General features: G+C 60.5%; 15 protein-coding genes. 7 read left to right on the forward strand and 8 right to left on the reverse strand.

All coding sequences use genetic code 11. The annotated features are described in order from the left end of the window. Window positions 1-160: 160 nt before the first annotated feature. From tsgA to M6G53_RS21605, 4 genes are all read right to left on the reverse strand, one after another. Complete coding sequence (gene tsgA, locus M6G53_RS21590) at window positions 161-1,345, reverse strand: MFS transporter TsgA (protein ID WP_033636290.1); 1,185 nt, start codon at window positions 1,343-1,345, stop codon at window positions 161-163. Window positions 1,346-1,535: 190 nt separating this feature from the next. After that, window positions 1,536-2,516, reverse strand: a complete 981-nt coding sequence (locus M6G53_RS21595; RefSeq protein ID WP_253334401.1) for a LacI family DNA-binding transcriptional regulator — start codon at window positions 2,514-2,516, stop codon at window positions 1,536-1,538. Window positions 2,517-2,588: 72 nt separating this feature from the next. Beyond that, window positions 2,589-3,896, reverse strand: a complete 1,308-nt coding sequence (locus M6G53_RS21600) for a 6-phospho-beta-glucosidase (protein WP_253334402.1) — start codon at window positions 3,894-3,896, stop codon at window positions 2,589-2,591. Beyond that, entirely contained in the window at window positions 3,893-4,231 is a 339-nt protein-coding gene (locus M6G53_RS21605) for a PTS lactose/cellobiose transporter subunit IIA (protein WP_055316965.1), read from the reverse strand. Before M6G53_RS21605 ends, M6G53_RS21600 begins: the two co-directional genes overlap by 4 nt. Before the next feature lie 352 nt (window positions 4,232-4,583). Between M6G53_RS21605 and ppiA the strand changes: the two genes are divergently transcribed. The 3 genes from ppiA (at window position 4,584) to btsR (ending at window position 7,720) form a co-directional block, all read left to right on the forward strand. Further along, entirely contained in the window at window positions 4,584-5,153 is a 570-nt protein-coding gene (gene ppiA / locus M6G53_RS21610; RefSeq protein WP_253334403.1) for a peptidylprolyl isomerase A, read from the forward strand. Window positions 5,154-5,309: 156 nt separating this feature from the next. Then, window positions 5,310-6,995 carry a sensor histidine kinase gene (locus M6G53_RS21615; protein WP_253334404.1) on the forward strand — a complete coding sequence of 562 codons (1,686 nt, stop codon included), beginning with the start codon at window positions 5,310-5,312 and terminating at the stop codon, window positions 6,993-6,995. Continuing rightward, window positions 6,995-7,720, forward strand: coding sequence for a two-component system response regulator BtsR (gene btsR / locus M6G53_RS21620; protein WP_253334405.1), 726 nt, complete (start codon window positions 6,995-6,997; stop codon window positions 7,718-7,720). The genes M6G53_RS21615 and btsR overlap by 1 nt, the downstream gene beginning before the upstream one ends. Here the strand turns inward: btsR and M6G53_RS21625 are convergent, their stop codons facing one another. Both M6G53_RS21625 and M6G53_RS21630 read right to left on the reverse strand, forming a co-directional pair. Then, a complete protein-coding gene (locus M6G53_RS21625) occupies window positions 7,721-7,999 on the reverse strand; it encodes a type II toxin-antitoxin system RelE/ParE family toxin (protein WP_038878101.1) in 279 nt (92 codons plus the stop codon). It abuts the gene before it with no gap. 17 nt (window positions 8,000-8,016) lie between these two features. Continuing rightward, complete coding sequence (locus tag M6G53_RS21630) at window positions 8,017-8,286, reverse strand: CopG family ribbon-helix-helix protein (protein WP_253334407.1); 270 nt, start codon at window positions 8,284-8,286, stop codon at window positions 8,017-8,019. 210 nt (window positions 8,287-8,496) lie between these two features. Here M6G53_RS21630 and M6G53_RS21635 point away from each other — a divergent pair, with 210 nt between their 5' ends. From M6G53_RS21635 to argD, 3 genes are all read left to right on the forward strand, one after another. Beyond that, window positions 8,497-10,023, forward strand: a complete 1,527-nt coding sequence (locus M6G53_RS21635; protein ID WP_253334408.1) for a helicase HerA-like domain-containing protein — start codon at window positions 8,497-8,499, stop codon at window positions 10,021-10,023. A gap of 72 nt (window positions 10,024-10,095) precedes the next feature. Beyond that, the gene (locus M6G53_RS21640) at window positions 10,096-10,671 is read left to right on the forward strand and encodes an aminodeoxychorismate synthase component II (protein ID WP_253334416.1); all 576 of its coding nucleotides are present in this window, start codon (window positions 10,096-10,098) and stop codon (window positions 10,669-10,671) included. Between the two features lie 131 nt (window positions 10,672-10,802). Then, entirely contained in the window at window positions 10,803-12,020 is a 1,218-nt protein-coding gene (gene argD, locus M6G53_RS21645) for a bifunctional acetylornithine/succinyldiaminopimelate transaminase (protein WP_253334417.1), read from the forward strand. Between the two features lie 40 nt (window positions 12,021-12,060). Here the strand turns inward: argD and M6G53_RS21650 are convergent, their stop codons facing one another. Further along, a complete protein-coding gene (locus M6G53_RS21650) occupies window positions 12,061-14,139 on the reverse strand; it encodes a YccS/YhfK family putative transporter (protein WP_253334419.1) in 2,079 nt (692 codons plus the stop codon). 50 nt (window positions 14,140-14,189) lie between these two features. Further along, a complete protein-coding gene (crp, locus tag M6G53_RS21655; protein WP_004090925.1) occupies window positions 14,190-14,822 on the reverse strand; it encodes a cAMP-activated global transcriptional regulator CRP in 633 nt (210 codons plus the stop codon). A gap of 382 nt (window positions 14,823-15,204) precedes the next feature. On the opposite strand from crp, the gene M6G53_RS21660 reads away from it, so the two are divergent. Further along, a complete protein-coding gene (locus M6G53_RS21660; RefSeq protein WP_004930372.1) occupies window positions 15,205-15,612 on the forward strand; it encodes an OsmC family protein in 408 nt (135 codons plus the stop codon). Window positions 15,613-15,632 lie beyond the last annotated feature (20 nt).

Below are 15,632 nucleotides of genomic sequence, written 5' to 3' on the forward strand. Positions count from 1 at the left end.
GGTCTGCCGTTGGCTGCCAAGCCCGGCAAGGTAATACCGGACGGCATTGAGTTTGTCTTGCAGTGAATACTTCATAAAGCTGCACCTCCAAATGTCAGATGTGTCCAACATTTGGGGTGCAGTTCATGCGGGCGCCCTTGATGTATTTGATGGGAAGACGTTAGTGCGTCACGTGACCGTGGCTGCGGTGCTTGGTCACGAAGCCCAGCAGCAGGCACATCACGAACACTGCCAGGTACAGGCCGTTGGCGGTGGTCAGCGCCGCGTGCGCGCCGCCTTTCGCCACGATCGGGCCGGTGACCACGAAGGTCAGCATGGTGCCGATGGTGCCGCAGGTCAGGATAAAGTTGACCAGCTTCGGCGAAGAGACCTTGGTCTGCAGCGAGCCGAGGGTGATCAGCGTGGTGTAGATGGCGCTGGAAACGAAGCCCAGGGCCATGATGTAGTAGCCCAGGTGCTCCGGGTTGTCGGTGCTGACGAACAGGTACATCGCACCGGTAGCCAGTGCGGCCAGCACGGTAACGATACGCTGCAGATCGAAGAAGCGCAGGATGAAGCTGAACACCCACATGCCGACCATGTAAGAGGTCCAGAAGTCGCTCACCAGCTTACCGGCCTGGCCGATGTCCATGTTGAACGACTTGGTGGCGTACTCAGGCACCCACTGAATGAAGCCCAGCTGGCCGAGGATGTAGCACAGCGCGGCGATCGACAGGAACAGCACGCCGATGCCCCATTTTTCTTTCTCGACCGGCTGACCGGCGTCGGCGCCTTTCTTGCCCAGCACCGGGAATTCGGAGCACAGGGTCAGCACGAAGATCCCCACGTACAGCAGGCCGATGCAGGCATAAACCCAGTACCAGCCGATATGGCGAGCCAGCAGCATCGCGGCGACGATCGGGAAGATCATCCCGGCCATGCTGAAGAAGGAGTCGGTGAACAACAGGCGTGAACCGCGCTGGCGGCCGGCATACATGTGGGTGATCAGGAAGGTGCCGATCGACATGGTGATACCGCTAACCACGCCGAGGATAAACATGCACAGCGAGAACATGGTCAGGCTCTTGCCGAGCATCAGCCCTGCGACCGCCAGCACCATCAGGACAAAGCCGAAGATCAGCTGACGCTTCAGCGGGATGATTTCCATCAGCCAGGCATTGAGGAAGATCGAAATCAAAATACCGGCGTTGAGGAAAGTAAAGGTGTTACTCATGCTGGAAACCGGCAGATTAAAGTACTCTGCAATGTTTCCCATCACCATCCCTGTGACGATCACTAAAGCACCGGTCAGCGCGTACGAAAAGAAGCTGATCCAGGTAAGCCGTATGCGGTTACTGTCATTCATTGTATAGGCCTGAATATGTCTGTTAGAGGTTTTAACGCTGGCATAAGGCCGCTGGCTTTTCCTGACAAACGCAGAAAAAGTCCCGATCAGGCCACCAGGGGGCGGATCCTAGCACAGACAACGGGATTTTTTGTGATGGCTGTCGATTTTTTGATGCAACCCGTGAAGGGAAGATGCGCATTATTGTGATCTATTTGCGTACCGTCACAATGGAATCGCGGTTGACGATCGTCGGCTCAAACCGATGCGCCGGGGTGGCGGGATCGATCAGCCTGCGCGCCGCGTATTGGGCCATCTCGCTGATGGGAAAATGGACGCTGCTCAATGCCGGGCGCACGAATGGCGCGCGTTCGCCGCTGTCGTAACAGATCAAGGAGATATCCTGCGGCACCCGCAGACGGTGCTCGTTGATCGCCAGCAGCGCGCCGATCGCCATCTCTTCGTTGCAGCAATAGATGGCGCTGGGCTGCGTGGCTTGCCGCAGCAATTGATCGGCACAGCGGTAACCGCTTTCCAGATCGTAGACGCCCTCCAGGCAGGCGACCGGCTCGATGTTCGCCGCCTGCATCGCCTCTTCAAACCCCTGTAGCCGCAGGCGGCTCGATGGGCGATCGCGCGGGCCGCTGATGCAGGCGATGCGCCGGTGCCCGGCGTCGAGCAGCTGCTGTGTCGCCATGCGGCTGGCGAGCGGATGATCGAAGGTGACGCAGCGGGCTTCCAGCCCCGGCACCAGACGATCGAGCAACACGAAATCACGTTGTTCCGCTGCCAATTGGCGCAGCCGATCGTCGCTGAGAAAACGCACGTGCAGGATCACGCCGTCGCAGCGCAGGCTAAAGAGGCGCTGCACCGCCTGCCATTCGTTTTCGGCGCTGTTGCGGCCCTGGGTCACCAGCAGTTGTTTGCCGTGGGATTCGGCCTCGGTCTGCACAAAGTCCATCAGCGCGCCGAAGAAACCGCCGCGATAGGAGGTAGTGACCAGCCCGAGGGTATTGCTGTGGCTGGAGGCGAGCGCGCGGGCCGCCGGGTTGGGGGTATACCCGAGCTGGGCGACGGCGCGTTCAACCCTCTCGCGGGTCGGCGCCTTGACATTGTTGTCGCCGTTCACCACGCGCGATACGGTGGCGCGCGAAACGCCCGCCAGCGCCGCGACATCTTCCAGTGTCACCATCGTCCCACTCCTGAATTACGGCTAAAAAAAGGATCCGGCGTGCCGAACCCTTGTCTGGCTACGCTTCGCCGCTTACCTGAACTGCGGCAAATGCGGCGCGTTTATCGTCAATACCTCTTCCAGCAACGGCTGCGCCAGATTGGCGTTGCCAACCAGCGGGTTGGCGATCAGCGCCAGCAACCCGCTGCGGCGATCGCCGTGCACCGCGGCTTCGATGGTCAGGCGTTCATAGGCTTTCACCTGCTGCGTCAGAGCCTGCATCGGTTCCGGCAGCGGGCCGAAAGTCAGCGGATGCGCGCCCTGGGCATTGACGATACAGTTGATTTCTATCACAGCATCGTCCGGCAGGCCATGGATTGCGCCGCGGTTTGCGGTGTTGACCACTAATTGCGTGCCGAGATTATTATGGATAGCACGAATCAGCTCCAGCGCAACCTCGGAATAGAAAGAACCGCCGCGGAAGCTGAGCTGCTCCGGCTTACGGTCTAGCTGCGGATCGGCATACAGCTCGAACAGCTCCTTCTCCACCTGCATCACCTGTTCGGCGCGGGTGCCGCGCTCGCCGGCGGCGGCCATCTCTTCCGCCAGCATCTCGCGGGTCTGGTAAAAATAGCGGTGGTAAGGGCAGGGGATGGCGCCGAGCGCGCGCAGGAAGTCCGGCTGCCAGGGCTCTTCCTTGATGTTATTCATGGTCAGCGCCGCGCCGTCGCACAGCATGTCGATCACCCTGGCGGTGACGTCGCGCCCCTGTTGCGTAACCTGATGCACCCAGACCATGTGGTTCAGGCCGGCGAACCGCAGCTGCACGTCGGCATAGGGCGCCTGCAGCATGTTGGCGATCATGTGATGCATGCTGATCGGCACGTTGCACAGGCCGATAATTTTCGCCTTGGTATAGCGGTACACCGCCTCGGTGACGATACCGGCCGGGTTGGTGAAGTTGATGATCCAGGCGTCCGGCGCCAGCTTTTCCACTCGCCGGGCGATGTCCAGCATCACCGGGATGGTGCGCAGCGCCTTGGCGAAGCCGCCGACGCCGGTGGTTTCCTGGCCGAGCAGCTGGTATTTCAGGCCCAGCCGTTCATCGGCTGCGCGTGCCGGTAGTTGCCCGACGCGGAACTGGGTCAGCACGAAAGCGGCGCCGCGAATGGCGTCGTCCAGCGCGAAATGCACGCTGACCTTCACCTGCTCCAGCCCGTGGCGCGCCAGCATGCGGCGGGTCAGGGCGGCGATGGTTTCTACTTTTTGCCGGCCCGGCTCGACGTCCACCAGCGCCAGTTCGGTGACCGGCAGTTCCTCGATACGCTGGATCAGCCCATCGACCAGTTCGGGGGTGTAGCTGCTGCCGCCGCCGATCACGGCGATTTTGAGCGTGCTCATGGGCGGCCCTCCGTCGGCGACTGACGGCGATAGAGCTCGATCATGTCGTCGGCCAGATCCTGGATCACCATGGCGTTCATCAGATGATCCTGCGCATGCACGGTGATCAGGTTGATTGCCAGCTTGCCGCAGCCTTCGTCCAGGCCGATCAGCTCGGTCTGGATCAGGTGCGCCTTCTTCACCCACTCTTTGGATTCGGCCATGTGTTTGGCCGCAGCGGCGAAGTCGCCGGCGCGCGCTTGGCGCAACGCCATCAACGCATTGCTGCGTGCGCTACCGGAGAACACCAGCAGTTCCATGATGGTGCTTTCAAACTCGGGGCTGACTTCAGTCATCAATTCACTCACGTCATTTCTCCAGGGGTTACGCGGCAACGCCGTCGTGGGTGCTTCAGTATCCGCTCTTTTTATTATGAGAGCGCTCTCATTTGTACAGAGTAATGACAATACGTGTGCAAACTGGGAGGCAGATCGCAAAAATCGCCCCAGGGTGCCCCGGGGCAAAAAATGCGTGATGCGGTTGGCAAAAAAGCCTTCTGCGCCCATACTTTCCGCAGCAAAATCCCGGGCCGTCTAGGATATGTCCCGTAATTGGGTAAATATAGGTAAATGGCTGGTACTTGCCGATACAGCTCTTTAGAATCAAAGCGTTTTTCCGTTGTTTGTCTCTCAGAGAAAGGACCCGTTAATGTTCAAACGTACTTTAGTGACCTTCGTCGCGCTGTGTTCCCTGGCTGCAATGGCACCTGCCGCACTCGCCGCCGGTGAGACCCACGTCATGCTGACCACTTCGGCAGGGAATATCGAATTGGCGCTCGACAGCAAGAAGGCACCGGTTTCCACCCAGAACTTCGTCGACTACGTGAACAACGGGTACTACAACAACACCATTTTCCACCGTGTAATCCCGGGCTTTATGATCCAGGGCGGCGGTTTCACCGCTGACATGCAGCAGAAAGCCACCAAGGCGCCGATCAAGAACGAAGCCGACAACGGCCTGCGCAACCTGCGCGGCACCATCTCGATGGCGCGCACCGCCGACAAGGACAGCGCCACCAGCCAGTTCTTCCTGAATGTGGCGGATAACGCCTTCCTGGATCACGGCCAGCGCGACTTCGGCTACGCGGTGTTCGGCAAAGTGGTGAAAGGCATGGACGTGGTGGACAAAATCGCTCAGGTGCCGACCGGCAACGTCGGCCCTTACCAGAATGTGCCGACCAAACCGGTGGTGATTCTGTCAGCCAAGGTGCTGCCGTAAGTTTTTTGGCCGATCCCGTCGGGGTCGGCCGCTCCTTCCTCCCGAAGCCTTGCCTCCATCACTGTTTTCTCCCGCGCCCCATGCTCTAATCGGCAGACAATAATCAGACCGGAAATCCGGCGTTCGCCCTTTGTTGTCTCTGGATGAGTTGCTGCCATGTATGAATTTAACCAGGTGCTGTTGCTGTTGCAGCAGATGTGCGTCTATCTCGTTATCGCCTATCTGCTGAGCAAAACCCCGCTGTTTATCCCGCTGATGCAGGTGACCATCCGCCTGCCGCACAAGCTGCTGTGCTACGTGATCTTCTCGGTGTTCTGCATCATGGGCACCTACTTCGGGCTGCATATTCAGGATTCGATCGCCAACACCCGTGCGATAGGCGCGGTGCTGGGCGGGTTGCTGGGCGGGCCGTCGGTGGGCTTTCTGGTCGGGTTGACCGGCGGCCTGCACCGGTACACGCTCGGCGGCATGACCGATGTGGCCTGCGCTATCTCTACGGTGTCGGAAGGCCTGGTCGGCGGCATCGTACACAGTATCGCCATGCGCCGCGGGCGCATCGAGCTGCTGTTCAATCCGCTGTTCGTCGGCGGCGTGGCGCTGGTGGCGGAAGTGCTGCAGATGGCGATCATCCTGGCGGTGGCGCGCCCCTACGATGAAGCGTTGCAGCTGGTGGAACACATCGCGCTGCCGATGATGATCGCCAATACCGTCGGGGCGGCGATGTTTATGCAAATCCTGCTGGATCGGCGCGCGATGTTCGAGAAATACACCAGCGCCTTCTCTTCCAAGGCGCTGAAGATCGCCGAGCGCACCGAGGGCATCCTGCGGCAGGGGTTCGATCAGGAGAACAGCATGAAGGTCGCCCGGGTGATCTATCAGGAGCTGGGCATCGGCGCGGTGGCGATCACCGATCGCGACAAGCTGCTGGCGTTTATCGGCATCGGCGACGATCACCACCTGCCGGGCACGCCGATCGCCTCGGTGCATTCGCATCGCGCCATCGACAACAACGAGGTGGTGTACGCCGACGGCAATCAGCTCTCTTACTGTTGCTCGATCAATCCGGCCTGCAAGTTGGGATCGACGCTGGTGATCCCGCTGCGCGGCGAAAACCAGCGGGTGATCGGCACCATCAAACTGTACGAACCGAAAAGCCGGCTGTTCAGCACCATCAACCGTACGCTGGGCGAAGGCATCGCCAGCCTGCTGTCGGCGCAGATCATGGCCGGACAGTACGAGCGCCATAAGCAGCTGCTGGCGCAGTCGGAGATCAAGCTGCTGCATGCGCAGGTCAATCCGCATTTCCTGTTCAATGCCTTGAATACCCTGGTGGCGGTGATCCGCCGCGATGGCGAGCGCGCCTGCGATCTGGTGCAGTCCCTCTCGACCTTCTTTCGTAAAAACCTCAAACGCTCGGATGACGAAGTCAGCCTGGCGGACGAGATTGAACACGTGAACGCCTACCTGCAGATCGAGAAAGCGCGCTTCGCCGATCGGCTGGAGATCGCGGTATCGCTGCCGGAGGCGTTGTTGGCGGCGCGGCTGCCGGCGTTCTCGCTGCAGCCGATCGTCGAGAACGCCATCAAGCATGGCACCTCGCATCTGTTGGGCGTGGGCCGCATCGAAATCGGCGCCTGCTGCGAAGGCGAGCATCTGCTGCTGCAGGTGACGGACAACGCCGGGCTGTTCCAGCCGAAACCGAACTGCAGCGGGCTGGGGATGAACCTGGTGGATAAACGCATTCGCGTGCGCTACGGCGAAGGCTATGGCGTGCAGGTGGATTGCCGGCCGGACGCCTACACCCGCATTACGCTCAATGTCCCCATGGAGAGGGCCGCCTGATGTTAAACGCACTGATTGTTGACGATGAACCTTCCGCGCGCGACAACCTGCGCCATCTGCTGGAGGCCGAGGCGGAGATCGCGATTATCGGCGAATGCGCCAACGCCATCGAAGCCATCAGCCAGATCCACCGGCTGCAGCCGGACGTGGTGTTTCTCGATATCCAGATGCCGCGCATCAGCGGGCTGGAAATGGTCGGCATGCTGGATCCCAACCGCATGCCGCACATCGTGTTTCTGACCGCCTACGACGAATACGCGGTGCAGGCGTTCGAGGAGCATGCCTTCGACTATCTGCTGAAGCCGGCGGAGCCGAAGCGGCTGAGCAAGACGCTGCAACGCCTGCGGCAGCGCAGTGTGCCGCAGGACGTGGCGGCGCTGGATGAGAGCGCCGGTTACCTGAAATACATTCCCTGCACCGGCCACAGCCGCATCTATCTGCTGCGATTTGACGAAGTGCTGGCGATCCGTTCCAAACTGAGCGGGGTCTTCGTGGTACGCAGCGACGGCATGGAGTGTTTCACCGAGCTGACGCTGCGCACGCTGGAAAGCCGTACCCCGCTGGTGCGCTGCCATCGGCAGTATCTGGTCAACCTGGAGCAGGTACGCGAGATCCGCTTCGAAGAGGGCGGCGCGGCGGAGATGATCATGTCGGCCGGCGATCCGGTACCGGTCAGCCGGCGCTATTTGAAGGCGCTGAAAGAGCAACTGGGGCTGCGGGGGTGACTATGCCGGCGGCCACCGGCGGCGAGTATGCACGATGGCCAATACGATGACGCGTTGAGCCGCCCATTCATAGACCAGCAGATAGGACGGGGAGATGACCAGCTCGCGCGTGCCGGCTATCCGACCCGTTTTCCCGCTGGCGGGATGATGCACGAGGCGTGCCGCCGCGTCAGCGATTTTTGCATCATTTTCTGCGGCGGCGGCCGGATTTTTAAGTTCCAACCATTCATAAATCGCCAGACGATCGGCGATGGCGGGTTCCGTCCATGTCAGTTTCACAAAAGTCCTTTTGTGTTTTATTGCGTTGATTTAGCTCTGCGTTCGGCGAAATAAGCGGCCACCTCTTCATCGTCGGCAAACTTGCCTTCACGCAACGCCTTGCGGCTCACCTCGACCTTTTCCTTTAACCACTTGTCGTACTCTTCCTGCTGCGCCTGGCGGCTGACAAACTCGCGCATGAAATCGCGCAGCAGTTGCGAAGCCGTGCGATCGGCGGCCTTTGCCGCGCTGGTGAAAGCGGTTTTTAACTCTTCATCCACGCGGATTACCACGGTAGATTCAGACATGGTATTTACCTCGTATATACAGCGTAATGATCACTATAGCACTGGTGCTTTCTTGTTCAAGCAAAGACGCTCTGACGCTAAGCGCAATCTGAATTCATCAGGCTCCGACGGCGCCCATTTTGTTTGTCCTTGACGGGGTTACGCGGCGCTTATAGCTTTATTGCATCAACAGGCGCGTTGCGCGCCGCGTCAGCGTCAAAGGAACAGAAAATGAGTGAACCACGGATTATCGCCAAAGCGATGAAAGACGGAAAACCGGAGCAGGATCTGGTGATTTTGCCGGCGTTGGCCAACCGCCACGGGCTGATCACCGGGGCGACCGGCACCGGCAAGACGGTGACGCTGCAGAAAATGGCCGAACAGTTCTCGCGCATCGGTGTGCCGGTATTCCTGTCGGACGTGAAGGGCGATCTGTCCGGCATCGGCGCCGAGGGCGTGCCTTCCGAGAAACTGCAGGCGCGCCTGGCGGCGATTGGCGTCACCGACTGGCAGCCGCAGGCTTGCACCATTATTCCGTGGGATATTTACGGCGAAAAGGGCCACCCGATCCGCGCCACGATTTCCGATCTCGGGCCGCTGCTGCTGGGGCGCCTGTTGGATCTGAACGAGGTGCAAAGCGGGGTGCTGCAGCTGGTGTTCAAAATCGCCGATGACAACGCACTGCTGTTGCTGGACATGAAGGACCTGCGCGCCATGGTGCAGTTCGTCGGCGACAACGCCAAACAATTCCAGACTCAGTACGGCAATATCTCTGCCGCGTCGATTGGCGCCATTCAGCGCGGGTTGCTGACGCTGGAAGAGCAGGGTGCCAACCGGTTTTTCGGCGAGCCGATGCTGGACATCAACGATCTGATGAAAACCGACGCCAACGGTCACGGCGTGATCAACCTGCTGGCGGCGGACAAGCTGATCAATCAGCCGAAGCTGTATTCGGTGTTCCTGCTGTGGCTGCTGGCCGAGCTGTTTGAGCGCCTGCCGGAAGTGGGCGACCCTGAACAGCCGAAGCTGGTGTTCTTCTTCGATGAGGCGCACCTGCTGTTCAACGATGCGCCGGCGGCGCTGTTGACCAAGATCGAACAGGTGGTGCGTCTGATCCGCTCCAAAGGCGTCGGCATTTACTTCGTCACCCAGAACCCGCTGGACATTCCGGACAGCGTGCTGGGCCAGCTGGGCAACCGCGTACAGCATGCGCTGCGCGCCTTTACTCCGCGCGATCAGAAGGCGGTGAAGACGGCGGCGCAAACCCTGCGCGCCAATCCGGCCTTCGATGCCGAAACGGCGATCACCGAGCTGGGCGTGGGCGAAGCGCTGGTGTCATTCCTCGACGAGAAGGGCCGGCCGAACGTGGTGGAGCGGGCGATGGTGATTGCGCCGGAATCCAAAATGGGCATGCTCGGCGCGGAAGGGCTGAACAGTGCGATCAACAAGTCGCCGCTGTATGGCCGCTACGAGGATATGATCGACCGCGAGTCCGCCTACGAAATCCTGTCTGCGGGAGGCTTCTCCACCGTCGGCGGGCAGCAACCCGGCCAGCCGGCCCAGCAACAGCAGGCGCAACAGCAGGCGGGCGGCGGCCTGATGGGCAGCTTGAACGAGCTGCTGTTCGGGTCCACCGGCCCGCGCGGCGGCAAGCGCGACGGCATCGTCCAGACCGCCGCCAAGAGCATGGCGCGCGATCTCGGCCGCCAGATCCTGCGCGGCGTGCTGGGGTCGATCACCGGCGGCCGTAAAAAGTAAGCGGAAATTATCGTCGGCAGCGGCGGGTTAAATCAGTACACTGTGGCGGCATTTTTCTCTGCCGGATCTAACATGCTGCTGCTGATCGATAATTACGACTCCTTTACCTATAACCTTTACCAGTACTTTTGCGAATTGGGCGCAGAGGTGCTGGTGAAGCGCAACGATGAGCTGCAGCTGGCCGATATCGAGCGGCTGGCGCCGCAGCATCTGGTGATTTCTCCCGGCCCCTGTACCCCGAACGAAGCGGGCATCTCGCTGGCCGCCATTCGTCATTTCGCCGGCAAACTGCCGATCCTCGGCGTGTGTCTGGGGCACCAGGCGCTGGGGCAGGCGTTCGGCGCCGAGGTGGTGCGCGCCCGCGCGGTGATGCACGGCAAAACCTCGGCGATTCGTCACCTGGGCATCGGCGTGTTTCGCGGCCTGAGCGATCCGCTGACCGTGACCCGCTACCACTCATTGGTGCTGAAAGCCGATACGCTGCCGAACTGTTTTGACGTGACCGCCTGGAGCGAGCGCGACGGCGTGCGCGACGAGATCATGGGCATCCGCCACCGCACTTTGGCGCTGGAAGGCGTGCAGTTCCATCCGGAAAGCGTGCTCAGCGAGCAGGGCCACCAGCTGCTGGAGAATTTCCTCAAGCGTTAATTCCGGCGCGTTTTTTTCGCCCGTCAGGCGTTTTGCGTTTGCGCTTTATTGGTTTTTTATGCATATTTCGTGATTATGTTTTCAATCTGACATTACGATAGCGCTGAAAAACCTTCAGGGTGGAGCCGAAAATGACTGAAAAATCCGCAGTGAGCCGCAGCACCTTTGACCAGGTGATCCTGCCTGTTTATGCGCCTGCCCAGTTTGTGCCGGTGCGCGGCCAAGGCAGCCGGGTCTGGGATCAGCAGGGAAAAGAGTACATCGATTTTTCCGGCGGCATCGCGGTGACGGCGCTGGGGCACTGCCATCCGGCGCTGGTCGAGGCGCTTAAACGCCAGGGCGAAACCCTGTGGCATACCAGCAACGTCTTCACCAATGAACCGGCGCTGCGCCTGGCGAGCAAACTGATCGACGCCACCTTCGCCGATCGGGTGTTCTTCGCCAACTCCGGCGCGGAGGCCAACGAGGCGGCGTTCAAACTGGCGCGCCATTACGCCATCACCCGCCACAGCCCGTACAAAACCAAAATCATCGCCTTCTATAACGCGTTCCACGGCCGTACGCTGTTCACCGTATCGGTGGGCGGGCAGGCCAAATACTCCGACGGGTTCGGGCCGAAGCCGGCCGACATCGTGCACGTGCCGTTCAACGATCTGGCGGCGGTGAAGGCGGTGATGGACGACCACACCTGCGCGGTGGTGATGGAGCCGATTCAGGGCGAGGGCGGCATTACGCCGGTCGACGCCGGCTTCCTCAAAGGCGTGCGCGAGCTGTGCGATCAGCATCAGGCGCTGCTGGTGTTCGACGAAGTGCAAAGCGGCATGGGGCGCAGCGGCAAACTGTTCGCCTATATGCATTATGGCGTGACGCCGGACATTCTCACCACCGCCAAGGCGCTGGGCGGTGGTTTCCCGGTCAGCGCCATGCTGACCACCGAAGAAATTGCGTCGGTGATGCAGGTGGGCACCCACGGCACCACCTACGGCGGCAACCCGCTGGCCTGCGCGGTGGCGGAGGCGGCGTTGGACGTGATCAATACGCCGGAGGTGCTGAGCGGCATCGAACAGCGCCATGCGCTGTATGTGCAGGCTTTGCAGCATATCGGCGATAAATACGGTATTTTCACCGCCATTCGCGGTATGGGGCTGCTGATTGGCGCCGAGCTGACGCCGCATTATCACGGCAGGGCGCGCGACTTCCTCACCGCCGCCGCCGCGCGCGGGCTGATGATCCTCAACGCCGGGCCGAACGTGATCCGTTTCGCGCCGTCGTTGGTGGTAGAACTGCAGGATATCGAGGCCGGCATGGCGCTATTCGAGCTGGCGGTGCAGGACGTGCTCAACGCCTGAAGCTCGTGCGGCATATGACGGGGCGCGGCATGCCGCGCCCTTATTGATCGCGCAGTTTGCGTTTGAGCCAGATGCCGTGGTGCGGGCGCTGGCGCCAGGCCAGCGACGAAATGGTGTGCATCACGTTCAGGTGCGACAAAATGCGCCGAAGATGGCGCTCCATCTCGGTGACGGGCATGTCCGGATGCAGATCCGGCGGCTGCATGATGCCGCTGTTGCCGCTGCTCGGGCCGTCGTATTCCAACCGCTGCTGGCAGCTTTGCAGCGCGATTTCACAGGTTTGCAGATACGCTTCCGCCAGTTTCGGCGTCAGCATGTAGTGCTCGCGCGCCAGAATGGTCATGGCGTTCAGGTGTTCGACGATGAACTGGCTGTGCGTCACCCACAGCCGCATGTCCGCCAGATAGTTCGACGCGAATCCCGGCTCCTGCATCGCCTGATTGAGCGAGGTGAACAGCGCGTTGTGCGCCTGGTTGACCTGCATGCGGGCGTAGGCCAACGCGGTGGCGTCCGGTTCAGGCTGCTTGAGCATCAGCCGTAGCGCGGTTTGATCGTTCTCCAACGCCTGATGGGCATTCTTGCGCAGCAGCCCGCTTTGCCACTGTGGCCACAGCCAAATGGTGCCGCCGAACGCCAGCACGCAGCCGATCAAGGTATCAATCAGGCGCGGCACCAGAAAATGCGAGCCGTTCAGCGCCAGCAGCTGCAGGGTGTAAACCGCCGTGATCGTAAAGCCAATCACCGACAGCCCGTAGTTCTTGCGCGAAACCAGGTAGGCCAGCAGCGTGATCACCAGCATGATGCTCAGCGTTTCTCCTTCCGGCAGCTGCAACTGCAGCAGCCCGGCCGCCAGCAATAGCCCGGCGATCGTGCCCAGTGCACGGTGCTGAATACGCACCCGGGTGGCGTTATACCCGTTTTGGCTCACCAGCATGATGGTGAGCAGGATCCAGTAAGGTTTCGGCAGGTTGAACACTGCCCCCAGGCTGCTGCCGACCGCCAGCGTCACGCCCAGCCGTGCGGCGTTGCGCAGGGCGGTGGATTTGAACGACAGGTAGCTGGCCAGCGCCGGCCAAAACGGCAGGCGGTGCTGGCCGGGCATCAGGTCGCGGCGGTACAGCGGATGCTGGGTGCGCAGCAGGCGGGCGATGCGGCTGAAGTGGTAGTAACAAAACTGGCCGACCGGGTTGTCGGGATGCTGCGACGCCATTTTTTCCAGCGCGGCCAGCTCGTGGGTCATGGAGAAGCGCTTCGAATGTTGATGATAGAGAATATCGTGCGCCACTACGCGCAGCCGGCCGGCGATCACCTGGGCATTGCGGCGAATGATCGCTTCGGCCTGGCTCTGCTCCACCAGTTTTTGCACCTCTTCCGGCAGATGCAGGCTGACGGTGATGTGCTCCTGCAGGTCCATCGCCACCTGAAAGGCGCGCTGCAGGCGCTTTTGTTCGAGGTTGCTGGCGTGCGGCAGGAAATTAAGCTGTTGGTACAACAGGCTGATCAGGTCCATCACCTTTTGCTGGCGCACCAGCAGCGGCGGCAGCGCGGTTTGCGGATCGGTGTGCTGGGTCAGCAGCGAATATTTGGCTTCGAAGTAGTCCGCCAGTTCCAGGTAGAGCTGGCTCAGCGTCTCGCGCATCGGCTGCTCTTGCCACAGCTTGAACCAGAACCAGGTGAACAAGCCGTACCAGGCGGTGCCGATCGCGTACAGCAGCGGTGCCTGCCAGATAGGCACCGTGCCGGCCGTGCTGAGGGCGAAGATGGCGGCCACCAGCGCCGCCGGCAACAGCCGGGCGTGCAGCGGGCTGATTTCACCGGTGACGCCGAGCAGCAGCGCCAGGCCCAGCATCAGCGCCGGCAGCGGCACGTGCCACAGCAGGGCCTGTTGCAGCAGCACGCTGCTGAAGGCGAACAGCGAACCGCCGACGATCAGCCGTTTAAAGAAGCGCTTATGCGGCGTGTCCAGACCGGCGATATTGCAGCAGGCGGGCACCAGAGAGAACATCAGGCCGAGCTGCAGCTGGCCTATCAGCAGGCCGAACAGCACCGGCAGGCACAACACCAGCGTTTGTCGCAGTGCGTAGTTGATTTCCGGGTGGTAGATCAGGCGGCGCCACATGGCAGAGAGCAGACAAAAAAACGGCGCAATCTGCGCCGTTTCTTCAGGGATTAACGGGTGCCGTAGACGACAATGGTTTTGCCGTGGGCGGAAATCAGGTTTTGATCTTCCAGCATTTTCAGAATACGGCCAACGGTTTCACGCGAGCAGCCGACGATCTGGCCGATCTCCTGGCGGGTGATCTTGATCTGCATACCGTCAGGGTGAGTCATGGCGTCGGGTTGCTTCGCCAGATTCAGCAGGGTTTGCGCGATGCGGCCGGTAACGTCCAGGAAGGCGAGGTTGCCCACTTTTTCGGAGGTGACCTGCAGGCGGCTCGCCATTTGGGCGGACAGACGCATCAGGATGTCCGGGTTCACCTGGATCAGCTGGCGGAATTTCTTGTAGGAAATTTCGGCCACTTCACAGGCGGTTTTCGCGCGAACCCAGGCGCTGCGCTCCTGGCCTTCTTCGAACAATCCGAGCTCGCCGATGAAATCCCCCTGGTTGAGGTAGGACAGGATCATCTCTTTACCTTCTTCATCCTTGATCAGCACCGCGACGGAGCCTTTCACGATGTAGTAAAGCGTTTCGGCCTTTTCACCTTGGTGAATCAGCGTACTCTTCGATGGATATTTGTGGATATGGCAATGAGACAGGAACCATTCGAGAGTAGGGTCTGTTTGCGGTTTGCCGAGAACCATTCGCTGTTATCCTCTGTTGTTATCGCTGCCTTGTGTCACAGGGGTCAGAGTTCCCTGTAAAACCCGCCTGTAGCCGCAGTCATGAGCGAGGGCTACCGGCAAGTTTTGAGGCGTGTCATAAAAATACGCTGTCGCTCTAGCATATTAACTTGCCGTAAGCGCTGCAAGCTACATTCTGTTAACATACCGGTAAAGGAGCCTTTCTCTGGGCGTTTCCCTGAAATTCAGTGTCCCGGAAAGATTTATTGCGGCTCTGTTTGTAGCACAGAGTAAGGCGGGTGTCTCGTGTTGTCTCGCTTCAGCATGATTAGCATCAGGTTACGTTGCCTGTTTCTATGCGAAAGCGTACTCTGATTTTAAGAAATCAACCGGAGTGACCAGAATGCAGGCAAGAGTTAAATGGGTGGAAGGGTTAACGTTTTTGGGTGAATCGGCCTCCGGCCACCAGGTGCTGATGGACGGCAACGCCGGTGATAAAGCGCCCAGCCCGATGGAGATGGTGCTGATGTCGGTGGGCGGCTGCAGCGCGATCGACGTGGTGTCCATCCTGCAAAAAGGGCGCAACGACGTGCGCGACTGCGAGGTGAAGCTGACCTCCGAGCGCCGTGAAGAAGCCCCGCGGTTGTTCACCCACATCAACCTGCACTTTATCGTTACCGGCCAGGACCTGACCGACAAGATCGTCGAGCGTGCGGTGAACCTGTCGGCGGAGAAATACTGCTCGGTGGCGCTGATGCTCAACAAGGCCGCCACGGTGACCCACAGCTTCGAGATCCGCCAACCGGCGTAATCGGGACGGGGCGCGGCCTG

It is taken from the genome of Serratia nevei (assembly GCF_024160145.1).
Classification (GTDB): domain Bacteria; phylum Pseudomonadota; class Gammaproteobacteria; order Enterobacterales; family Enterobacteriaceae; genus Serratia; species Serratia nevei_A.